This is a genomic window from Acetanaerobacterium sp. MSJ-12 (assembly GCF_018917875.1).
In the GTDB taxonomy this organism is placed as follows: Bacteria; Bacillota; Clostridia; order Oscillospirales; family Ruminococcaceae; genus Bittarella; species Bittarella massiliensis.
This window is the reverse complement of record NZ_JAHLPK010000008.1, coordinates 74,804-96,223: the sequence shown is the minus strand read 5'-3', so window position 1 is coordinate 96,223 and position 21,420 is coordinate 74,804. Positions and strand designations below refer to the sequence as shown.

General features: G+C 66.3%; 18 protein-coding genes. 3 read left to right on the top strand and 15 right to left on the bottom strand.

The genetic code is table 11. The features are described from left to right. Window positions 1-67: 67 nt before the first annotated feature. From cysS to KQI11_RS09915, 11 genes are all read right to left on the bottom strand, one after another. Entirely contained in the window at window positions 68-1,462 is a 1,395-nt protein-coding gene (gene cysS / locus KQI11_RS09965; RefSeq protein ID WP_216402017.1) for a cysteine--tRNA ligase, read from the bottom strand. 350 nt (window positions 1,463-1,812) lie between these two features. Further along, window positions 1,813-2,880 (bottom strand): M15 family metallopeptidase, encoded by a 1,068-nt coding sequence (locus KQI11_RS09960; RefSeq protein WP_216402016.1) that lies wholly within the window; start codon window positions 2,878-2,880, stop codon window positions 1,813-1,815. Between the two features lie 131 nt (window positions 2,881-3,011). Next, window positions 3,012-3,578, bottom strand: a complete 567-nt coding sequence (gene pgsA / locus KQI11_RS09955; RefSeq protein ID WP_021659963.1) for a CDP-diacylglycerol--glycerol-3-phosphate 3-phosphatidyltransferase — start codon at window positions 3,576-3,578, stop codon at window positions 3,012-3,014. After that, window positions 3,562-4,920 carry a 30S ribosomal protein S12 methylthiotransferase RimO gene (gene rimO / locus KQI11_RS09950; protein WP_216402015.1) on the bottom strand — a complete coding sequence of 453 codons (1,359 nt, stop codon included), beginning with the start codon at window positions 4,918-4,920 and terminating at the stop codon, window positions 3,562-3,564. Before rimO ends, pgsA begins: the two co-directional genes overlap by 17 nt. Beyond that, window positions 4,910-5,554 carry a regulatory protein RecX gene (locus KQI11_RS09945; protein WP_216402014.1) on the bottom strand — a complete coding sequence of 215 codons (645 nt, stop codon included), beginning with the start codon at window positions 5,552-5,554 and terminating at the stop codon, window positions 4,910-4,912. Before KQI11_RS09945 ends, rimO begins: the two co-directional genes overlap by 11 nt. A gap of 3 nt (window positions 5,555-5,557) precedes the next feature. Next, window positions 5,558-6,703, bottom strand: a complete 1,146-nt coding sequence (gene recA / locus KQI11_RS09940) for a recombinase RecA (RefSeq protein WP_216402013.1) — start codon at window positions 6,701-6,703, stop codon at window positions 5,558-5,560. Window positions 6,704-6,965: 262 nt separating this feature from the next. Continuing rightward, window positions 6,966-7,820 carry a peptide chain release factor N(5)-glutamine methyltransferase gene (gene prmC, locus KQI11_RS09935; RefSeq protein ID WP_216402012.1) on the bottom strand — a complete coding sequence of 285 codons (855 nt, stop codon included), beginning with the start codon at window positions 7,818-7,820 and terminating at the stop codon, window positions 6,966-6,968. After that, window positions 7,814-8,977 (bottom strand): DUF1385 domain-containing protein, encoded by a 1,164-nt coding sequence (locus KQI11_RS09930; RefSeq protein ID WP_216402011.1) that lies wholly within the window; start codon window positions 8,975-8,977, stop codon window positions 7,814-7,816. The genes prmC and KQI11_RS09930 overlap by 7 nt, the downstream gene beginning before the upstream one ends. Next, entirely contained in the window at window positions 8,952-10,436 is a 1,485-nt protein-coding gene (locus tag KQI11_RS09925; RefSeq protein WP_216402010.1) for a HAMP domain-containing sensor histidine kinase, read from the bottom strand. Before KQI11_RS09925 ends, KQI11_RS09930 begins: the two co-directional genes overlap by 26 nt. A gap of 51 nt (window positions 10,437-10,487) precedes the next feature. Continuing rightward, window positions 10,488-11,183, bottom strand: a complete 696-nt coding sequence (locus tag KQI11_RS09920) for a response regulator transcription factor (RefSeq protein ID WP_185916502.1) — start codon at window positions 11,181-11,183, stop codon at window positions 10,488-10,490. A 22-nt stretch (window positions 11,184-11,205) separates the two neighbouring features. Further along, window positions 11,206-12,531, bottom strand: a complete 1,326-nt coding sequence (locus KQI11_RS09915) for a hypothetical protein (protein WP_216402009.1) — start codon at window positions 12,529-12,531, stop codon at window positions 11,206-11,208. Window positions 12,532-12,763: 232 nt separating this feature from the next. Between KQI11_RS09915 and KQI11_RS09910 the strand changes: the two genes are divergently transcribed. The 3 genes from KQI11_RS09910 (at window position 12,764) to KQI11_RS09900 (ending at window position 16,762) form a co-directional block, all read left to right on the top strand. Then, window positions 12,764-14,149: a TldD/PmbA family protein gene (locus KQI11_RS09910; protein WP_216402058.1), complete on the top strand. Its 1,386-nt coding sequence runs from the start codon at window positions 12,764-12,766 to the stop codon at window positions 14,147-14,149. A gap of 1 nt (window position 14,150) precedes the next feature. After that, window positions 14,151-15,503 carry a TldD/PmbA family protein gene (locus KQI11_RS09905; RefSeq protein WP_216402008.1) on the top strand — a complete coding sequence of 451 codons (1,353 nt, stop codon included), beginning with the start codon at window positions 14,151-14,153 and terminating at the stop codon, window positions 15,501-15,503. Window positions 15,504-15,739: 236 nt separating this feature from the next. Then, a complete protein-coding gene (locus tag KQI11_RS09900; RefSeq protein ID WP_286172701.1) occupies window positions 15,740-16,762 on the top strand; it encodes a S1C family serine protease in 1,023 nt (340 codons plus the stop codon). An 804-nt stretch (window positions 16,763-17,566) separates the two neighbouring features. Here the strand turns inward: KQI11_RS09900 and KQI11_RS09895 are convergent. The 4 genes from KQI11_RS09895 to KQI11_RS09880 form a co-directional block, all read right to left on the bottom strand. Then, window positions 17,567-18,367 (bottom strand): helix-turn-helix transcriptional regulator, encoded by an 801-nt coding sequence (locus KQI11_RS09895; protein WP_216402007.1) that lies wholly within the window; start codon window positions 18,365-18,367, stop codon window positions 17,567-17,569. 174 nt (window positions 18,368-18,541) lie between these two features. Further along, complete coding sequence (locus tag KQI11_RS09890) at window positions 18,542-19,615, bottom strand: lysylphosphatidylglycerol synthase transmembrane domain-containing protein (RefSeq protein ID WP_216402006.1); 1,074 nt, start codon at window positions 19,613-19,615, stop codon at window positions 18,542-18,544. Next, a complete protein-coding gene (locus tag KQI11_RS09885) occupies window positions 19,612-20,328 on the bottom strand; it encodes a polysaccharide deacetylase family protein (protein WP_216402005.1) in 717 nt (238 codons plus the stop codon). Before KQI11_RS09885 ends, KQI11_RS09890 begins: the two co-directional genes overlap by 4 nt. Continuing rightward, a complete protein-coding gene (locus KQI11_RS09880; RefSeq protein ID WP_216402004.1) occupies window positions 20,325-21,419 on the bottom strand; it encodes an MGDG synthase family glycosyltransferase in 1,095 nt (364 codons plus the stop codon). The genes KQI11_RS09885 and KQI11_RS09880 overlap by 4 nt, the downstream gene beginning before the upstream one ends. Window position 21,420: the final 1 nt, after the last annotated feature.

Here is a 21,420-nt window from a genome sequence, read left to right as displayed (position 1 = left end):
CAGTTTTCCAAAAACAAAAGAGCGCTGGGATCGGGCGATCCCAGCGCTTTTTCTTTGCCCCGCAGGGCTATTTGACGGTGATCTGCACCCCTTCGGGGGTGTCTTTGAGGGTGACCCCCATGGCGGCCAGCTGGTCGCGCAGGGCGTCGGCCTCGGCGAAATCCTTGGCCTTGCGGGCGGCCTGACGGCGGTCCACCAGCTCCTGGATCTCGGGGGTGACCTCGTTTTTCTTGCGGTTGTAGAGCAGGCCCAGCACCCCGGCCAACTCGTCAAAAATCTGGGCGGCGTGCTCCAGGGCGGCCTTCTGTTGGGGCTCCTCCCCGTTGAGGCGGAGGTTGATCTCCTTGCAGAGGTCAAAGAGGGCGGCGATGCCGTCGGCGGTGTTCAGGTCGTCCGAGAGGGCGGCGACGAACTTCTCCTTGGCCTCGTCCGCGGCCTTTTGCAGGGCGTCGCTCCCCTCTGCCCCCGCTTGGGAGAGGGCGAAGTCCAGTTCGTCCCGGCAGTTGTAGAGCCGCTCCAGGGCGGAGATGGACTGGTTGATGACCTCGACGCTGTAGTTGATGGGGCTGCGATAGTGGGCGGCGATCATCATAAAGCGGATGGGCTCGTACCCGAACTGCTCGGCCACCTCGCGGACGGTGAAGAAATTGCCCAGAGATTTTGACATCTTGCGGTTGTCAATGTTGATGTAGCCGTTGTGCATCCAGTAGTGGGCGAAGGCGCAGCCGTTGGCGCACTCGGACTGGGCGATCTCGTTCTCGTGGTGGGGGAAGATCAGATCCTGCCCGCCGCAGTGGATGTCGATGGTGTCGCCCAGGTAGTGTTTGGCCATGGCCGAGCACTCGATGTGCCAGCCGGGGCGGCCCTTGCCAAAGGGGGACTCCCAGTAGGGCTCCCCCTCTTTGGCGGCCTTCCAGAGGGCAAAGTCCATGGGGTCCTCTTTGATCTCGCCCACGCTGATGCGGGCGCCGGCCTCCAGATCCTCCAGCGGCATGTGGGAGAGCTTGCCGTACTCGTCAAACCGGGCCGCCCGGAAGTAGACGTCCCCGTTTTCGGCCCGGTAGGCAAAGCCCTTGTCCATGAGGGAGGAGATCAAGTCGATGATGTTCTGGATGTTCTCGGTGGCCTTGGGGTGGTAGGTGGCCTCTCTGACCCCCAGGCCCTTGGCGTCCACCCTGTACTCGGCGATGAAGCGCTCGGACACCTGGGCGTAGTCGCTCTCCTCCTCGTTGGCCTTGCGGATGATCTTGTCGTCGATGTCGGTGAAGTTCTGCACAAAGGTCACCTGGTAGCCGATGTACTCCAAAAACCGGCGCAGGGTGTCAAAGACACAGATGGGCCGCGCGTTGCCGATGTGGATGTAGTTGTAGACGGTGGGGCCGCAGGCGTAGATCTTGACCTGGCCCGGGGTGATGGTTCTCAGCTCTTCTTTCTGTCTGGTGAGGGTGTTGAAAATTTTCATAAAAGCCCTTCTCCCTTTCTCTCGCAATCGGGTTTGTCGTCTTTTCTATCAAAAAAAGCCGCCTCCGGCGGCGCCGGGTCCACCGGCGCGCGACCGAAGGCGGCTTTTGGGTACCAAAAGTCCGCGGTTCCACTTCTGTTTCTCGCTCTTGGGGCCGCTAACGGGGCCAAACCGCGCCGGCCTACTGGAGAGGGGATCGCTCCCCTCCCGTTCGGCCCGCGTGCTGGCGGGGGCACCTTCCCCGGCGGGTGCGGCCGGCGCGCTCTCAGCTCGCTGCGCGCCTCTCTGTCGCCGCCCTCTCATGCCGGGTACTCTTTCCCGTGTCATCGCATGTCGCGTCATTCAATTTGCTATTTGACCCCCAGGTACTCCTCGTAGGTCTGGCCGCTCTTGTAGAGGGTCTCGGCCAGGTCCTTGCCCAGGTAGCGGTAGTGCCAGGGCTCGTAGCCGTACTGGGTGATCTTGACCTTGTCCTCGGGGTAGCGGAGGATGAAACCGTAGTTGTGGGCGTTTTTCATCAGCCATTTGCCCTCGGCGGTGGTCTCAAAGTTGTCGGGGATGCCGGCGGTGTTGCTGATGTCCAGGGCCAGCCCCAGCTCGTGTTCCGAGCGGCGGGGATAGGCGCTGTACTGGGCGGTGTACTCCTTGCCGTACTGGCTGGTGTAGCGGGTGAAGAGCCCGTTTTGGTAGTCCTTGGTGCGGTAGGCGCTGACGGCCTTGAGGGTGATGCCGTCGGCCTTGGCCGCCTCCATCATCTGCTCCCAGCTCTCGGCCGCCTCCCTGCGCAGCTGCAGGTTCTTGCCGCAGTTGGTGGTGATGGCCACCAGGTCGCTGGGGGCGTAGCCCTCGGGCAGGGCGTGGTACTTGTTGACGATGGCGGTGATGGCGGAGGGATTGGAGATGACCTCCGGGGTGATGGAGGCGGGCTCTACGATCCCGCCGGAATAGACCACCTCATCGGTGTTCCCGCCGGAGGACTGCCCCCCCTGGGAGGAGGAGCTGCTCCCCTCCCCGCCGGACGGGGTCTCGGGCTCCTCAGGCTCCCCTTCCGGCTCGGTGGGGGCCTCGGGGGCCGCCTCCCAGACCACCGTCAGGGTGAACTGGGCCTGTTTGCCCAGGCCGTCTTCGGTGGTGAGGGTCAGGGGGTATTCCCCCGGCCCGGCAAAGCCGATCTCGGGACACTGCACCGGCCGCTCTTTTCCCAGCCAGTCGTATGCCTTGACCCGCCCCAGCTCCCCGCCGATGTCGGCGGAGGAGACGGTGACGGTGCCGGCGGCGACCTTCTCCCCGTCAAAGGTGAAGCGAGGGGCCGGGTGGAGCAGCAGGGTCAGCCCCACGGCCGCCGCCAGCACCACCACAGCCGCCACACAGGCCACGGCGATCCGTCTTCTTTTATATACTTTTTCGTTCCTTCGCATTCTCTTCATAAGCTGTTATAAACCCCGTTTTTCGCTTCCCAGTTCCCATTTTATCCCCGATTTTTGGCGCTTTTACTAGGCGAATGGAAAAGTATTCCATTTCATTCTACAATTCCAAAAAGCAGGTCTTTTTATTTTGTGGCGTTGATGCAGCCGATGTTGTCCACCACATAGGTGGCGCCGGAGATCACCGTCAGCGCCGCCACCAGCCACATGCCGATGTTGCTGATGAGGGGGACGTCGATCCCCGCGGGGAGAAGGCCGTTCTGCCCCAGCCCCAACAGCAGCAGCACCCCGATGATCACCGCCATCTGGGCCACCGTCTTTACTTTGCCCCAAATGTTGGCAGCTATGACCGTCCCCTCGCCCGCGGCCACCAGGCGGATGCCGCTGACCACAAATTCGCGGGCGATGACGATGAGGACCGCCACGCTGTGGGCCAGACCCATGTCGATGAAGCAGATCATGGCCGAGACCACCAGCAGTTTGTCCGCCAGGGGGTCGAGGAACTTGCCGAAGGTGGTGACCTGGCCGTTTTTGCGGGCCAGCTGTCCGTCCAGCAGGTCGGTGAGGGAGGCCGCGGCAAAGAGCACCAGGGCGATGAAGCTGTTTTGCCACAGCCCCTGCCAGAGCAGGGCCGCCACAAAGAAGGGGACCATGCACATCCGCAGGACCGTGAGCTTATTGGGCAGATTCATCGCCGTTCCCCCCCTCCTCGATCAGCCGGCCGTAGAGGTCGAAGTCGTCGGCCTCCTCCACCAGCACCTGTACGAATTCGCCGGGCACAAGCTCCCGCTCGGAGGAAAAGCGGACGGTGCCGTCGATCTCGGGGGCGTCGTACTGGGTGCGCCCCACGTAGCAAAACTCCTCCGGGTCGTAGCCGTCCACCATCACCTCGACCTGGGCGCCCACCTTCTTTTGGCAGTACTCGCCCATGATGAGGGTCTGTTTGTCCATGATGAGCTGAGCGCGGGCCCGCTTCTCCTCCTCCTCGAGCTGGCCGTCCAGCCGGGCGGCGAGGGTCCCCTCCTCCTGGGAGTAGGCAAAGCAGCCCAGCCGCTCAAAGCGCATGTCGTCCACAAACCGGCAGAGCTCCTCGAACTGCTCCTCGGTCTCGCCGGGGAAACCGGCCAGCAGGGTGGTGCGGATAAAGACCCCGGGGACCTCGCGGCGGATCTGCTCGATGACCGAGCGCACCCAGCGGTCGTCCCCCTTGCGGCCCATCCGCCGCAGCACCTCGCGGTTGGTGTGCTGCAGGGGGATGTCGATGTACTTGACGATGTTGTCGCTGTCGCGGATGATGGAGAGCAGCTCGTCGGTGATCCGGTCGGGGTAGCAGTACATCAGCCGGATCCAGCGGAAGGGCAGCTTGACCAGCTCCCGCAGCAGCCGGGCCAGGCTGGGCTCGCCGTAGAGGTCCTCCCCGTAGCGGGTGGTGTCCTGGGCGATGACAATCAGCTCCTTGACCCCGAAATCAGCCAGTTCGCCGGCCTCCTGCACCACCTCTTCGATGGGGCGGGAGCGAAAGTCCCCCCGGATGTAGGGGATGGCGCAGAAGGTGCAGCGGTTGGAGCAGCCCTCGGAGATCTTCAGGTAGGCGTAGTGGGCCGGGGTGGTGAGGATGCGGCCGCCCCCCAGGGGCAGGTCGTACTCGCTGCCGAAGGACTGGGCCTTTTCGCCCCCCAGGGCCCGCCGGATGATGGAGACGATCTCGGCGTTGGAGCCGATGCCCACCACCCCGTCCACCTCGGGGATCTCCCGCAGGATCTCCTCCTTGTAGCGCTGGGCCAGGCAGCCGGTGACGATGACACACCGCAGCCGCCCGGTCTCTTTGAGGGCGCAGAACTCGAGGATGGTGTCGATGGACTCCTGCTTGGCGTCGTCGATGAAGCCGCAGGTGTTGATGAGCACCACGTCGCACTGTTCGGGGTCGCCCTGCAGGGCGAACTCGGGATCTTGTTGGATGAGGTTTAAGAGGATCTCGCCGTCTACCTGGTTTTTGGGGCAGCCCAGCGAGACCATTCCCACATTAATCGACATAAGGGTCTCCTGTCTCGTAATCGGTGTCGTATTCTTCCATGGCGGCCCGGCAGTCGCCGTAGCCAAACCCGCGGTGGGCCAGGGCGGCCAGCACCTTCTGCCGCTGCGCCCGGTCGCCCAGGCGGGCGGCGTACTTCTGTTCCAGCAGGGCGCGGATGCTGGCGCCGTCGTCAAAGCCGCCGGCGTCCAGCACCTCCCGGCAGAGCGCGGGGTCGATCCCCCGCTTTTGCAGCTCCAGCTCGATGAAGCGGCGGGAGAGGTGCTTATAGCGGTAGAGTTCGTCGGCCAGGCGAAAGGCGTAGTCGCCGTCGCTAACCAAGCCGGCCTCCTCCAGCTGGGTCACCACCTGGCGGGCGGTGGGGCGGGGCCAGTCGCGGCAGAGCCGCTCCACCAGTTCCCCCCGGGCGTAGGCCCGCTGGCCCAGCAGGGTCAGGGCCTTCTCCCGGCAGCCCACGGCGTCGGACTGGGCCTTGACCTCTTCCAAATAGGCGTATTCCAGCACCGCGCCCGGGCGCACCCGGCTCTTGAGCAGGGTCTCCCCGTCCAGCGACCAGAGGAATTCCCCGTCCACAAAGACGCTGTACCGGCCCCGCTTGGTCTTTTCCAGCCCGGTGATCTCGCCGCACTCGGACATGGCCTAGTCCTCCACCTCGATGTCGATGTCCATCACGGCGGGGGCGGGCTGGGCGGGGGCGGCGCTGGGGGCTGAGGCCGGGGCGGGGGCGTCCGCCGGGGCGGCGGGCTTTTTGGGCATCAGCGACTTCTCGGCCTCGGCCGCGTTCTGGCGGATGGCCGCCTCGATCTCCTGGGCCACCTCCGGGTGCTCCAAAAAGTACTTCTTCACGTTGTCGCGGCCCTGGCCCAGCCGCTCGCCCTTATAGCTGAACCAGGCGCCGGATTTCTGGATGATGTTCATGTTGACGCCGATGTCGAGGATCTCGCTCTCCTTGGAGATGCCGGTGCCGTACATGATGTCGAACTCGGCGATCTTGAAGGGGGGGGCCACCTTGTTCTTGACGATCTTGGCCTTGGTGTGGTTGCCCACGAACTCGCCCCCCACCTTGAGGGTCTCGGCCTTGCGCACGTCGATGCGCACCGAGGCGTAGTACTTCAGCGCCCGGCCGCCGGCGGTGGTCTCGGGGTTGCCGTAGATGACGCCGATCTTCTCGCGCAGCTGGTTGATAAAGACCGCCACGCACTTGGTCTTGCCGATGATGCCGGTGAGCTTGCGCAGGGCCTGGCTCATCAGCCGGGCCTGCAGCCCCACGTGGCTGTCGCCCATCAGCCCCTCGATCTCGGCCTTGGGGACCATGGCCGCCACCGAGTCGATGACCACCACGTCGATGGCGCCGGAGCGCACCAGCGCCTCGCAGATCTCCAGGGCCTGTTCGCCGGTGTCCGGCTGGCTGACCAGCAGGGCGTCGATGTCGACCCCCAGGGCGGCGGCGTAGACCGGGTCGAGGGCGTGCTCCACGTCGATGAAGGCGGCGGTGCCCCCCTCCTTCTGGGCGGAGGCGACGATGTGCAGGGCCACGGTGGTCTTGCCCGAGCTCTCCGGGCCGTAGATCTCGACCACCCGGCCCCGGGGCACCCCGCCCACGCCGATGGCCATATCCAGCGACAGGCTGCCGGTGGAGATGGCCTCGATGTTCAGGGTGGAGTGCTGGCCCAGGCGCATGACAGCGCCCGCGCCAAATTGTTTTTCGATGTTGGCCAGAGCTGTTTCCAGCGCCTTCTGGCGGCTCTCCTGAGCCGTCTCCTTGGCCTTGTTCTTTTCCGCCATGGATCGTCCTCCCAAACGTTCGTTCACTCTGTTGATAAAAATAGAACCATTCCCGCCGGGGCGGGCATGGCGCAGACAGCAGTTCCAAAAAAGACGGCCGCGCCGCCCGGGCCGCGACTGCCATTACAGGGTTATTATACTGCATTTCTCCCGCTGCCGCAAGCGTTCAGCGGCCTTTGCCGCCCCTGGCAGAAAAAACCGGCTCCCTGGGCCGCCCGCCCCCCAAAGGGCAAAAAAAGAGGGCCGCAGCCCTCTGCTTCTTCTATTTTGGCCGCCGGCCCAGCACCACCCGGTCCAGGCCGCCCAGGTCCTGCAGGCAGGTGACCCCCTCGTAGCCCTGGCCGCGAAAGAGGGCGCAGACCTCGGCCCCCTGGCCGCAGCCGATCTCCACCGCCAGCAGCCCCCCAGGGCGGAGGACCGGGCGGTAGGCGGCGGCGAAGTGGCGGTAGAAGGCCAGCCCCCGCTCGGGGGCCTCCAGCGCCTCCCGCGGCTCGGCGAGCACCTCGGGGGAGAGGGTCTCCATCTCCTCCGGGCGGATGTAGGGGGGGTTGGCCACCAGCACATCCAGCGGCGGGCAGACCCCCTGGTAGGTCAGCGCGTCCCCCCGCACCGGCCAGACGTTCGCGGCCCCGTTCAGGCGGATGTTGGCCTGCAGATAGCCGAAGGCGCGCCCGCTCTTCTCCACCGCCAGCACCCGGCTCTGGGGGAGGGCGGCCCCCAGGGCGACGGCGATGCAGCCGCTGCCGCTGCAGAGGTCGGCAATGGTGCAGGGGCCCTGGGGGGCCCGCGCCAGCACCGCCTCCACCAGGCACTCGGTGTCCGGCCGGGGGATGAGCACCCCCTCCCCCACCCGGAAGGGGTGGCCGTAAAACTCCCAGCAGCCCAGCAGGTACTGCAGCGGCTCCCGCCGGGCGCGGCGGGCAAAGAGGGCCCGCACCCGCCGGGCCGCGTCCGCGGACAGCTCGTCACGCAGGTGTAGGGGCAGTTCGCCCCGGGGAAAGCCCGCCCCGTGGCAGAGGAGCTCGGCCGCGTCGAACTTGGGGGACTCCACCCCCCGCTCCCGCAGCAGGGCCTCCCCCTCCCGCCAGAGGGCGCGGACCGTGCGGGGCTCTACCACCGGTCGTCCTCCCCGTTTTGGGGGATGACGGCCTCCATGGCGGCCACCGCCACCTCGATCATCGAGTCGTCCGGCTCCTTGACGGTGAGGCGCTGCAGCCAGAGGCCGGGGGCCGAGAGGACCTTGGTGAGGAGGTTGTCGTGCCCGCCGGCGTACTTGATGATCTCGTAGGAGATGCCCATCACCAGCGGCAGGAGGAGGACCTTCAGCGCCATGCGCAGCCAGAGGCTCTGCCAGGAGACAAAGGAGGAGACCAGGATGCTCACCAGGATGACGATCAGCAGGAAGCTGGTGCCGCAGCGGGGGTGGAAGCGGCGGTGGCGGCGGACGTTCTCCACCGTCAGGGCCTCGCCGTGCTCATAGCAGGCGATGGTCTTGTGCTCGGCCCCGTGGTACTCGAACATCCGCCGGATCTCCTTCATCCGCGAGACCAGGGCCATGTACCCCAGGAAGATGCAGAGCTTGACCAGCCCCTCCAGCGGGGTGCGCCAGCGGCCCAGCTCCACCAGCTTGCCCAGTCCCCCCACAATGGCGGTGGGCAGCACCATGAAGAGGGCCAGGGCCAAAAAGACCGCCAGCACGCTGACCGCCACCGAGAAGCCGGCCCCCAGGCCCTTCTCCTCTTTCTCCTCCGCCGCCGGGGCGGCGGTATGTAGGGGCGCGGACCGCTCTCCGCCCGCGCTCTCGCCCTCTCCGTTGGGGGCGGCGGCCGGGAAGGAGGGCGTCTCCCCCCCGCTGCCGGCCCCCGCCGGCGCGCTCCCCTCGCCCGCCGGGGCGGGGGGTGCCGAGGGCGCTTCCTCGCCCGCACCGGTCGGCGGGGCGGTCTCCCTTTCACCGCTCCCCTCGTCCGCCGGAGCGGGGGCCTTGGGGGGCTCCTCCTCGTCCAGGGCGCCCGAGATCTCGGCCGAGCGCATCAGGCAGGTGTAGCCCAGCACCAGGGTGGAGACAAAGTTGAAGATGCCCCGCACAAAGGGCACCCGGCTGTACCACCGCGCCAGGTGCTTGTCGGGTTTGACCTCCAGTTCGATCCCCCCGTCGGGGCGGCGGACCGCCACGCTGTAGCAGTCCAGCCCCCGCATCATGATCCCTTCCATCAGGGCCTGCCCGCCGATCTTGGTGCGGCGGGGGCCGCTATTTGTCCCGTTGTTGCTGTTCACGATAGCGCTGTATCTCCTCTTCATCTATTTTTGCGATCTGCATGGTGGTGGAATCCACCTTTTTGTCCATCACCGGGATGGAGATGGTGACGGTCGTCCCCTCCCCCTCGGTGCTGTCGATGGTCAGAAGGCCCTTGTGCAGGGCGATGATCTCGTCGGCCACCGCCAGGCCGATGCCGGTGCCCCGGCGGCTGTTGGAGCCCTTGATGAACTTCTCCTTGATGCGGGGCAGGTCGCTGCGGGGGATGCCCAGGCCGGTGTCGGCGATGCGGATGACCACGTAGCCGGTCTCCTCGGCCGCCGAGGTGCGGATGGTCCCGTCCTTCTCGCTGTACTTGAGGGCGTTGTCGAGGATGTTGACAAAGACCTGCCGCAGCCGGTTTTTGTCCCCGAACACCGGGGAGACGAACTCGGGCAGCTCGCTCTCCAGGGTGACCCCCTCCCGCTTGGCCCGCTCGCCGAACATGATGAGCACGTCCTCCAGCTCGGCCAGGACGTCGATTTTCGAGAGCACCAGGGTCAGCCGGCCGCTCTGCATCCGCGAGAAGTCCAGCAGCTCCTCCACCATCCCCGAGAGGCGGTCGGTCTCGCTGAGGATGACGTGGATGCCCCGCTCCACCGTGTCCCGGTTCTCCACCGGGTCGGCGTCGAGGACCGTCTCCCCCCAGCCCTTGATGGCGGTGAGGGGGGTGCGCAGCTCATGGGAGACCTGGGAGATGAAGTCGTTTTTCACCTCTTCGGCCTTCTGCAACTCGTCGGCCATGTAGTTGATGATGTTGCACAGCTGGCCGATCTCGTCGTTGTGCTGGGTCTTGAGGCGGACGCTGAAATCCCCCGAGGCGATCTTGGTGGCGATGACCCCCACCTGCCCGATCGGGGTGACGATGGAGCGGATGAAGTAGGTGCTGGAGAGGACCACGAAGAGGACCACCACCGTGGAGAAGAGGAGGAAGAAGAGGGCGGTCTTAAAGATCTCTCCGTCCACCAGGGAGAGGTCGCAGACCAGCCGGATGCCGCCCACGCCGTCCCCCAGGCTGTCGGACACATAGCACACCGACATCACGTTCCCCGCGTCCTTCGCCCGGCCGGTGTAGACCCCGTAGCCGTTGTCCGACTGCAGGGCGCGGGCGTAGTCCACCCCGGTGAAGGTGTCGCCCGGGTAAAACCCGCTGGAGGTGACGGTGGGGGCGCCGTTTCGGTCCAGGGCCATCACCTCGTATTTGGTCTTCTCCTCAAAGCCGGTGATCACCTGCTCCACCCGCTCCTGAGGGGTGAGGGCGTCGCTGGTGCGGTACTTGATGGCGTTGACCATCACCTCGATGCGGGAGGTCAGCACCTGCTGGGCGCTGGAGTAGTAAAACTCCCGCACCCCCACCACGATGAGGAGCATGACGACGGTGAGGATGACGACGATGATGGTGAGAAAATTGAGCATCCACCGCTTGGTTACGCTCTGCATGAAAACTCCCCTTCGCGCCCGGGCCCCGCGCGGCGGCGGGACGGGCCTTCTTTACGCTTTGAACCGGTAGCCCACGCCCCAGACGGTGTTGATGTGCCGGGGGTGGGAGGGCTCCTCCTCGATCTTCATCCGCAGCCGGCGGATGTTCACGTCGATGATCTTGTCGTCGCCGTAGTAGTTGTCGCCCCAGATCTTCTGCAAGATCTCCATCCGCCCCAACACCGTGTCGGGGTTTTTCAGGAACAGCTCCATGATCTGGTACTCCACCTGGGTCAGCTCCACCGGCTGCCCGCTCTTGAAGAGCATCCGGCTCTTGAGGTTGAGGGTGAAAGGCCCCACCTCCAGCTCCTCCTGGGGGCGGCTGTTTTGCAGCGAGACCCGCCGGTAGATGGCGTCCACCCGGGCCATCAGCTCGGAGACGCTGAAGGGCTTGGTGACGTAGTCGTCCGCCCCCAACATCAGCCCGCTGATCTTGTCCATCTCCTGGGTCTTGGCGGTGAGCATGATGATCCCCACCGCGCTGTTTTTCTCGCGGATCTGGCGGCAGACGCTCAGCCCGTCGATGCCGGGGAGCATGATGTCCAGCATCACCATGTCGATGCCCTCTCCCCGCTCGGCAAAGATCTCCAGCGCCCGCTCGCCGGTGCCGGCCTCCAGCACCTCAAACCCCGATTTTTGCAGGTTCAGGCAGATGAGTTCGCGGATGTTCTCCTCGTCCTCCACCACCAAAATCGTCTTTTTTGCCACGCAAAGCCCCTCCTGTCTGTCGTTAGTTGAGAATGGAAAACCCGCTCTTGACCACGTTGAGGATCGACTCCCGGTTGCTGTCCTCCTGCGGCTTGCAGTAGTAGATGTAGTTGCCGCTGCTGCCGATCTTTTCAAAGCCGGAGGACTGGTAGCTCTGGGCGCTCTCGTCCCGGGGGAGGCGGAGGATGGAGAAGCGGACCGCGTCCCCCCGCTTGCAGGTGATAACGGTGTTGTCCAGGTTGCTCTCAAAGGTGACCCCGGTCTGCCACTGGGTGGGCAGGGTCAGGCGGAATTTGTAGACCTCGTTTTCATAGGTGGTGCGGTCGTAGACAAACCGCTTCTCCCCCACCTCGTACCAGTCCACCTGGTAGCCGGAGGCCGGGCGCATCTGCACCAGGCTGGCCTTCTTGTCGGCGGTGAAGATGGGGACCTCGACCTTCTCGTCCCGGTCGATATCCTGGCTGTAGAGCTCGGTCTTCTGGCGCTGGCTCTGGCTCACCACCGCCTCCTGCTGCACCAGGCTCAAAACGCCGTTTTGGTAGGCCAGCACCTCGGTGGCCAGCAGGTTTTCCTTGGTCAGCCCGTCGATGTAGAGCAGTTTGCCGCTCTCCCCCTCACCCGCCTCCAGCTTCCGCACGGCGACGATGCGGGGGTCCAGGGTCTGCTCGGTCACCTTCTCCACCGCCGAGCGGCCCACGTCCTTGTAGACCGAGGCCTTGACCCCCTCCTCGGTGCGGGAGGCCGAGAGGAAGACCAGCTCGGAGAAGTAGTCGCCGTCCATGTCCTCGCAGACAAACTGCTCGTACTCCCGGCTCATGAACTCGACGATGTGCTCGCCGTCCTCCCCCTGCTGGTAGCCGTAGATGGCCAGGCTGTTGTTGCTCTCGCCAAAGACGTTCCACCCCACCAGGATGTTGTAATAGGAGAGGTGGCTGATGTGGTCGAAGCGGACAAATCCGATCTGGTTGCCCCGCCCCTCCTGGTCAAAGACGATGTTCCACTCGCTCTCCCCGTCCCCGTACTGCTGCAGCTGCAGGACCGCCAGGTGGACGTTGACCTTGTCCTTCTCGGTGTAGAAGGCCAGCGCCTCCTCCGTCCCGTCGGAGTTGATGTCAAAGAGGACGACGGGGGTGCGGTACGCCCCCTCCTTGGGGTAGATGAGCTTGATCTCCCCCCTGGTGCCCCGATCCAGCGCCTGGATGATGGCCTGCTGCTCCTTGGAAAAGAGGGGGGCCTTCATCAAGTCCTCCACCGAGGCGGAGAGGCCGAAGGTACAGCCGCTCAGGCAGAAAAGCGCCGCCAACAGCAGCGGCAGGACCCGCCTCGACAGGCGGTTTTTGTGGGCCACAGGTCATCCCTCCTTTGGCAGCGCCCCTTTGTCGGTATTGTATCACACCCGCCGCCTCGATTGGGTTACCGTTTGGTTACAATCCCCCCGCGGCGGCGGAAAGGGCGCCCATTCGCTTTGTATTTTAGCACAATTTTGACTATAATAACAGACGATGGTACAAATCACCTGCCCGCCCCGCTGCGGCGGGCGCCAAAGGAGGTAATACGCCGTGTCCGATCGCCGTTGTCAACTGCCCTCCCCCGCCCTGGTGGAGGAGGTGCTGGCCGCCGCCTGTTCCCAGGGGGCGGATTTTGCCGAGCTCTTTTGGGAGGACACCCACACCCACTCGGTCAACCTCATCGACCAAAAAATCGAAAACGCCCTGCGAAACCACATCCGCGGGGCGGGCATCCGGGTGGTCAAGGGGCTGCGCTCCACCTATGTCTCCACCGCCGACGTGGGCAGAGAGGGGCTTTTGAAGGCCGCCCGGGAGGCCGCTGCCGCCTGTTGCGACAGCCCCGCCCTGGTGCTGCCCCAGCCCTTTGTCCCCCTGTCATTTGACGACTTGCACCCTTGCCGCCTCTCCCCCACCGAGGTCCAGACCGCCGAGAAGGCGGCCCTCCTCCACCTGGCCGACCGGGCCGCCCGCAGCTGCGGGGAGGAGATCGCCCAGGTCAGCGCCACCCTGGCCGACCGGGTGCAGCGGGTGCTGATCGCCAACACCGAGGGCCTCTGGGCCGAGGACCGGCGCGCCCGCACCCGGATGGGGATCAGCGCCGTCGCCTCCGACGGGGTGCAGAACCAGACCGGCTTCGAGGGACCCGGCCGCAGCGCCGGGTACGAGATCTTCGCCGGGGAGGTGGACGTGGAGGCCGCCGCCAGGGAGGCCGCCCGCACCGCCCTGACCATGCTCCACGCCCCCGAGTGCCCCGGCGGGCGGATGCCGGTGGCCATTGAAAACGGCTTTGGCGGGGTGCTCTTTCACGAGGCCTGCGGCCACTCCCTCGAGTCGGAGGCGGTGGGCCGGGGCAACTCGGAGTTCGCCGGGCGGCTGGGCGAAAAGATCGCCGGGGAGAAGGTCACCGCCATCGACGACGGCACCCTCCCCGGGGCCTGGGGCTCCACCAACATCGACGACGAGGGCCACCCCACCCAGCGCACCGTCCTCATCGAAAACGGCATCCTCAAAAGCTATATGGTCGACTGGCTGGGGGGGCGGCGGATGGGGCTGCCCTCCACCGGCAGCGGCCGGCGGGAGTCCTACCGCTACGCCCCGGTCTCGCGGATGCGCAACACCTTCATCGCCCCCGGGCCCGACGAGGACGAGGCCATCATCCGCTCCATGGACAAGGGGCTTTACTGCAAGAAGATGGGGGGCGGCTCGGTCAACCCGGTGACCGGGGAGTTCAACTTCGCCGTCAGCGAGGGCTACCTGGTGGAGCACGGGAAAATCACCACCCCGGTGCGGGGGGCCAGCCTCATCGGCACCGGCTCCCAGGTGCTGCTGGACATCGACATGGTGGGCAAGGACCTGGCCCACGGACAGGGGATGTGCGGGGCCGCCAGCGGCTCGGTGCCCACCAACGTGGGGCAGCCGCTCATCCGCGTCAGAGAGATCACAGTGGGGGGGAAATAACATGACCTTCGATGCATTTAAAGAAGAGGTGGCCCGCCGGGCCGAAGAGGCGGGGGCAGAGGCGTTCGAGCTCTACAGCGTCCGCAACAAGACCATGGAGGTGGCCGCCCACGAGGGCGAGGTGGACACCTTTTCCAGCGACCAGGACTTCGCCGTCAACCTGCGGCTGCTCGCCGGCGGGAGGATGGGGTACGCCACCACCCAGGTCCTCTCCCCCGAGGAGGCGAGCTGGCTGGTGGAGAGCGCCCTGGACAGCGCCCGCGCCACCCAGAACGCGGACATCGACGAGATCTGCGCCCCGGCCGAGGGCTTTGCCGCCCAGACCGACGGCCTCTCGGAGCCCGAGGCCCTTTACAGCCAGCTGCAGCGCCAGGTGCTGACGGCCGAGCGGGCCTGCCTCGCCGCCGACCGCCGCATCGCCTCGGTCAGCGACGCCCAGGCCGCCTGGGGCGGCGGGACCCGGGCCATCTACAACAGCCGGGGGCTGGACCTGTCCGACGAGACCTGCTACGCCGTGGGGGTCATCGGCCCCACCGCCAAAGAGGGGGGCCGCTCCTACAACGAGTACGAGGTGGCCGCCGCCCCCGACCCCTCCGCCCTCGATCTGCCGAGCGCCGCCCAGAAGGCGGTGGAGGCCACCCTCTCCTTCATCGGCAGCGAGCCCGCCGACACCGGCCGCTACGCCGTGGCCCTGGCTCCCGAGGTGGCCTGCGACCTGCTGGGCACCTTCTCCGGCGTCTTTTCCGGGCTGTCGGCGGTGAAGGGGCTCTCCCTCTTAAAAGGGCGGGAGGGGGAGGCGGTGGCCGCCCCGGCCCTCACCCTGCGGGACGACCCCTTCTGCATGGAGGCCATCCTCCACCGGCGCTTTGACGACCAGGGGGTGCCCACCTTCGGCAAGGACCTCATTGAAAAAGGGGTGCTCAAGACCCTGCTGCACAACCGCAAGACCGCCGCCCTGCTGGGGGCAGAGACCACCGCCAACGCCTACAAGGCGGGCGCCTCCGCCCCCCTGGGGGTGACCCCCACCAACCTCTACTTCACCCCCTCGGACCGCAGCCGCGCACAGCTGTTGGAGGAGATGGGGGAGGGCGTCTTCATCACCAACGTCAAGGGGCTGCACGCCGGTGCCAACCCCACCACCGGCGACTTCTCGCTGGAGGCCAAGGGCTACCTGGTGACCGGCGGACAGCTGGGGCGGCCGGTCTCGGGCATCACCGTGGCGGGCAACTTCTACCAGCTCTTGAAGGACGTGCGGGGGCTGGCCGACGACCTGGCCTTCGACGCGCCGGGCGCTGCCGGGCAGATCGGCTCTCCCACCGTCTGGGTGGACGGCCTCTCGGTCTCCGGCCGGTGACAGGCCCTGCCGATAAAAGGGCAAAAAGCGGGCTCCGGGCTTCGGCTCGGGGGCCGCTTTTTTGCCCCCTTTGGGCCGCCCTTTACACCCCGTTCATCCCCCCGCCCAGCGGGTCCGGAAACAGATCCTTTACAAAATCCGCCTTTTTGCTTCATTTTTTCATCATCCAGCTTTCACAGAGGGCCGGTATCCTAGAATCACCGAAAGCGAACAAGACAGAAGGAGGCCCACCCGCCATGAACGACCAATTTTGGAACCAACAGCACCCCACATCCCCTCCCCCACATCCGTCCCAGCCAGCGGCCCCCTATTCGCCCTACGCCCCCTATGCAGCGGGCACCGCCCCCTGCGCCCCGCCCCCCAAGAAGGCGCGGAAAAAGATGGGGGCCAAGGCCAAGACCGCCGCCCTGGTGACGGCCTGCTGCATGGGGGCCGGCCTCTTCGGCTTTGGCGGCACCGTGGCGGGCAACCTGCTCACCCGGCAGCTTTCGGGCGGCTCCCCGGTCCTCTACCAGGGCGTTCCCACCCAGAACACCAGCACCGGCGAGAACAGCGGCACCGTCTCCGCGGTGGCCGCCAAGGCCGCCCCCTCGGTGGTGGCCATCACCACCGAGACGATGCAGGGCTACTACGGCCGGGTGCAGCAGTCGGTGGCCACCGGCGCCGGCAGCGGCGTCATCCTCACCGCCGACGGCTACATCGCCACCAACAACCACGTCATCAGCGGCGCCTCCAAAATCACCGTCACCCTCTCCGACGGCACCCAGTACCCCGCCACCCTGGTGGGGACCGACGCGCAAAACGACCTGGCGGTCATCAAAATCGAGGCCAGCGGCCTACAGGCCGCCGTGCTCGGCAGCTCCTCCTCCCTGCAGGTGGGCGACCTGGCGGTGGCCATCGGCAACCCGCTGGGCGAGCTGGGCGGCACCGTCACCGACGGCATCATCAGCGCCCTGGACCGCAACATCACCGTCGACGGCGAGACTATGACCCTGCTGCAGATCTCGGCGGCCGTCAACCCCGGCAACTCGGGGGGCGGGCTGTTTGACAAAAACGGCGAACTCGTGGGCATCGTCAACGCCAAATCCTCGGGCACCGGCATCGAGGGGCTGGGCTTTGCCATCCCCATCGACACCGCCAAGCCGATCCTCGAAAAGCTGATGGCCGGCGGCGGGGACGACCTGAGCGGCCAGGGGAGCTACGGCGGGTCTGACGCCACGCAGACCTTCCCCCAGGGGGGCAGACAGCGCATCTACTAGAGCGCCCCCTTTCAAATTGCCTTCCCACTTTTTTCATTTTCTCTTCTCCTCTTTTCAAGGGGGGCGGGGGCGAACTCCCAGAAGGTCCGCCCCCGCCCCTTTTTTGTGGGAAGATGGGCGCTTACCTTCCAGCCGCTGCCCTCTCCCCTCGAGTTGGCAGGGGCCGCTTCCTCCTCTGCCAGAGGGCGCGCTGTCGCTCAATTTTCTGCCGCGGTGGGCGCGCTCTTTCACCTGTCGGAGGGCGGGGCGGCTACTGGGTGGGGTGGGCGGCCGAGAAACTCTTTCCTGTCCTCTGTCTGGCAGGGATGTGCCGTCGCCGCAGGCGACAGAGATGGCGCATCGGCGCTCTTTCACCTGTCGGAGGGCGGGGCGGCTACCGGGCGGGGTGGGCGGCCGAGGAACTCTTTCCTGTCCTCTGTCTGGCGGGGACGTGCCGTCGCCGCCAGACAGAGATGGCGCATCGACGCTCGATTTTTCTGTCGCGGCGGCGGGCGCACTCTCCCATCTGCCGAAAGGCGGGACGGCCAACCGGGTGGGGGCGGACGACAGAGAGGCCCTCTTTCCCCCCTCTCTCTGGTGGGGCCTTCCCCATCGCCACGGGCGACAGGGGAAGGCGCGCCGCCGCTCGGTTTTCCACTGCAGCGGCGAGTACTGTCCCCCCGGCAGAGGGAAAACGGCCCCTCCAGCCGCCGTCCAGCGGCCCGCTGGGCCAAGGGTGGCCGTCTGGCCTGCTTGGCCGCGAACAGCTCCTCCCGCCGGGCCCAGGCCGGGCTCTCAAGGGGAAAGAGAGGCTCTCCGCCCGTCTCATCCCCGCGCCACTGAAGAGGGAGAGAACGGATAAAGGAGAGGGCCGTCGGGGACACTTTTCCTCCCAAGAGAGATGGCTGCAGAGGGGGCGAAAGACCCTCCCCCCTCTCCTGCGTGTCGCCCCGCGCGCGGCGCGCCCGGCCACCGCGGAAAAGGTGCCCCCCCGAGCGCCAAAGAGAGGGCGGTCCCCCCGTTTGGGAGGTCCCGCCCTCTCTCTTTTCTATTCCAGTATCTCCGCCTCAAGCGCCCCGGTTGCACGCGGCCGCCCCTCGCCCGCCGCCCGCGCCAGAGGAATGCGCCCAACAGGGCCGCCCCCGCCAACAGGGAGAGGGTGCAGAGACCCAGCACCGCCTGCAGCCGGTGCTCCTCGATGAAGGGCCAAAAGGCATAGCCCCGCTGGGTGGTGTACCAGATGCGGCCCAGGCCGTCCATCGAGGTGGCGGGCAGGTCGCTCTCGACCATGGTGGAGAGCACCCAGAGCACCAGGTCCCCCAGCCTGCCCAGGGCCGCCAGGCAGACGCCGGCTACCAGCAGGGCCCGGTTTGGGCGGGTGGCGGGCGCCTGTTCGCCCGCCGGGGGCGGGGCGGCCGGGGGGAGGTCCCTCTCCGCCAGCAGCAGGTCGTCGGTGCTCACCCCGAACAGCCGGCTGATCTGCACCACATTCTCGGTCCCGGGGACCGCCTCCCCCAGCTCCCACTTGGAGACCGCCTGCCGGGAGACCCCCAGCGAAGCGGCCAACTGCTCCTGCGAGAGCCCTTCCCTGCGGCGCAGCCGCTGCAACTTTTCCCCAAAGGTCATCTCTTGCCACTCCCCTTCCTCTCTCGCTGTCCATTATAGCCGGTGAAGCCACCGCCCGTCCAGCAAACCGGGGTGGCAGATGGGCAAACCCCGGTTGCAGCGCCGCCACCGGGCCCGATCGGGCGCAAAAAAGGGCGGCCTGCGCCGCCCCCGTTGGAGTTTTCATTTCCGGGTTCACCCCTCCGCCCTCACCTCGGCCCGCTGCCGCTGGCGGTGTTTCAAAAACTGAATGTGGACCGCCATGCTGACCCCGCCGCTGATGAGGAGGAAGGCGTAAAAGCTGATCCCCCGGCTCATGAGCATGGCCGGCAGCACCAGTTCGGCCCCGAAGAAGAGGCGAAAGAGGGTGACAAAGCCCCCCTCCTGGGCCCCCACCGCCCCCGGCAGGGGGAGGGAGGAGACCGCCACCGTCAGCAGGGCCTGCACCGCCAAAATCTGCAGGGCCGAATGGCCCGAGAGCCCCAGCGCCTTGTAGACGCAGACCGGCACCAGGTAGAGGGCGGTGAGCTGGGCCACCGTGTAGAGGAAGACCCGCAGCAGCACGGTGGGGTGGCGGCGGATGTGGGCCGCCCCCTCGCGGTACTGCTCCAGCTGGCTGTCCAGCCGGGCGGCGGTCTCCTCAAAGTGCTTGCACAGCCGCAGGCGGCAGAGGAGGCGCAGCACAAAGTAGCAAAAGCGCCGCACCAGCTTGTGGGAGAACATGGCGCAGGTGATGCCGACGATGCACAGCCCGTTGACGGCGATGCCGTAGACCAGCAGGATGCCGATCCCCTTGACGTTCTGGCTGACAAAGTCGCGCTGCAGGAGGAACATCGCCCCGCCGTAGCCCAGCATCACCGCCTGGTAGCAGACGGTGATGAGCAGAAAGTTCAGGGAGGCCAAGGAGAGGGGCACCTTGTCGCGCTGCATGTAGTAGACCTGGGCGGGCTGCCCCCCGGTGGCCGAGGGGGTGATGGAGGAGAAGTAAAACCCCACAAAGGCCGACTGCAGGCAGTGGCCAAAGGGGAGCTTTTTCCCCAGGGAACCCAGCACCAGGTGGGTGTTGCAGGCCTCGCAGCTGACAAAGGCGAACATGCACAAAAGCCCCAGCAGCAGGTAGAGGGGGTCGGCCCGGCGGATCACCGCCCAGAGGGCGGGCAGGTCGCTGCCCCAGAGCAGCACCACAAAGGTCAGGGCGATCAGGGCGCCGAAGAGGGTCAGGTTGAGGGCGAACTTCTTCTTGTCGCCCAGGGGGGATTTCTGGTTCATCGCGCCATCTCCTCCGGCAGAATAAAGGTGAAACCGGCCCGCTGCAGGGCGGGCAGCGCCAGCCGCAGGGCCTGGATGGTCCGGCCCGGGGCGGTGTCGTCGGCGCTCTTGCCCATGCTGCGGTCGTGCAGGCAGATGATCGACGAGCTGCCCACCCGCCCCAGCAGCCGCTGGGCGGTGCGGCGGGGGGTGGCCCCCCGCTCCCAGTCCTGGGCCATGACGCTCCAGAGCACCGTCTCCAGCCCCCGGGCCCGGGCCTCGTAGAGGGTAAAGGGGTTGCAGTTGCCCCAGGGCGGCCGGTAGTAGCGCGGCTCTGCCCCCAGCCCCCGCAGGGCGGCGAGGGACTGCTCCAGGTCCGCCCCGGCAAAGGAGGGGCGGCGGAAGCGGGCGTTCTCGTGCCGGTAGGAGTGGATGCCCACCTCGTGCCCCTCGGCTGTCATCCGCCGGATGAGGTCCGGGCAGGCGGCGGCGTTCTCCCCCACCACAAAGAAGCAGGCGGGGACCCCCCATTCCCCCAGCAGGTCCAAAAGGGCCGGGGTGTAGCGGGGGTCGGGGCCGTCGTCAAAGGTGAGCAACAGCTTGCCGGGGCGGCCGGTCTGCCGCCAGACCGAGCGGCTAAAGGCCTTGCAGGAGAGGCTGGGGGCCACAAAATAGGCGGCCGCGCAGGCTGCGCCGGCCGCCAGTACCGATTGGGTGGTAGCGAGAGGGATCACGAGGCGCGCACCTCCAACCCGCTGCGCATCCCGGTGACGATTTTGAGGATGGCGTCGGAGTCGATGCCGGCCTTGAAGGTCTGCATGTTGGTGCGCAGCCGCTCCAGCTGGGTGTCGTTGTGGATGACCCGCTCGATCTCCTCCACGCAGTCCTCCGGCCGGGTGGGGAGCACCAGGCCGATCTTCTGGTTCTCGATAAAGGCCGCGTTCTTGATCTCCTGCTGCAGATAGGGGCTGAACACCAAAATCGGCAGCTCGGAGAAGATGGTCTCAAACAGGGTGATGCCGCCCGGCTTGGAAATGACCAGGTCCGCCTCCTGCATGTAGCGGTAGACCTGATCGGTGTAGCCCACCACCTCGATGTTCTCGTACCTGCCGTGGATGCGCTGGTAGAGGTCCCGGTTCTTGCCGGTGATGATGGTGGTCTTGACGTCCTTGAGGCCGTTGAGCCCCTGGTAGAAGGACTTGGCGCGGGGGAGCATCCCCAGCCCGCCGCCCATGATGAGCAGGTGCTTGCCGTCCTTTGCCAGGGGGTGGACGTTGGCCTTGAACTGCTCCTGCACCGGGATGCCGCTGATGAAGACCTTGCCCGGGGCGATCCCCTTTTCGATCAGGTTTTGGCGCACCGCCTCGCAGGGCACCAGGTACATAGTGGTGCCGGGGTTGATCCACTCCCGGTGGGTGCTCACGTCGGTGATGCAGGTGATGAGGGGGATATTCTGGCCGTTTTTCAGGTTGTACTGGCTCACCAACTGGGAGCAAAACGGCAGGGTGGAGACGATCATGTCCGGTTTTGTCTCGGCGATGAGGGTCTTGAGCTTGGCCTGAAAGTACCGGCAGAAGGGCGGGTGGATGTCCCGCTTCCAATTCTCGGTGAACTTGTAGTACCAGTTATAGAGTTTCCCGGCCCGGTTGACCAGCAGGGTGTAGCCCTGGTAGAGCCGGCTGCTGTAATTGGGGATGGTGTATTCAAAGATGTCCCGCAGGGTGATGTTCACATCGCTGAAGGAACGCCGTATCTCATCGCCCAGTGTCTGGGCAGCAGAAAAATGGCCCTGCCCAAAGTGACCTGTTAAAATCAACACATTCATC

Coding starts and splice junctions, on each gene's coding strand:
- cysS (WP_216402017.1), bottom strand. CDS start 1,462: ATGAAAATTTTCAACACCCTCACCAGACAGAAAGAAGAGCTGAGAACC.
- KQI11_RS09960 (WP_216402016.1), bottom strand. CDS start 2,880: ATGCGAAGGAACGAAAAAGTATATAAAAGAAGACGGATCGCCGTGGCC.
- pgsA (WP_021659963.1), bottom strand. CDS start 3,578: ATGAATCTGCCCAATAAGCTCACGGTCCTGCGGATGTGCATGGTCCCC.
- rimO (WP_216402015.1), bottom strand. CDS start 4,920: ATGTCGATTAATGTGGGAATGGTCTCGCTGGGCTGCCCCAAAAACCAG.
- KQI11_RS09945 (WP_216402014.1), bottom strand. CDS start 5,554: ATGTCCGAGTGCGGCGAGATCACCGGGCTGGAAAAGACCAAGCGGGGC.
- recA (WP_216402013.1), bottom strand. CDS start 6,703: ATGGCGGAAAAGAACAAGGCCAAGGAGACGGCTCAGGAGAGCCGCCAG.
- KQI11_RS09925 (WP_216402010.1), bottom strand. CDS start 10,436: ATGCAGAGCGTAACCAAGCGGTGGATGCTCAATTTTCTCACCATCATC.
- KQI11_RS09905 (WP_216402008.1), top strand. CDS start 14,151: ATGACCTTCGATGCATTTAAAGAAGAGGTGGCCCGCCGGGCCGAAGAG.
- KQI11_RS09900 (WP_286172701.1), top strand. CDS start 15,740: ATGAACGACCAATTTTGGAACCAACAGCACCCCACATCCCCTCCCCCA.
- KQI11_RS09895 (WP_216402007.1), bottom strand. CDS start 18,367: ATGACCTTTGGGGAAAAGTTGCAGCGGCTGCGCCGCAGGGAAGGGCTC.
- KQI11_RS09890 (WP_216402006.1), bottom strand. CDS start 19,615: ATGAACCAGAAATCCCCCCTGGGCGACAAGAAGAAGTTCGCCCTCAAC.
- KQI11_RS09880 (WP_216402004.1), bottom strand. CDS start 21,419: ATGAATGTGTTGATTTTAACAGGTCACTTTGGGCAGGGCCATTTTTCT.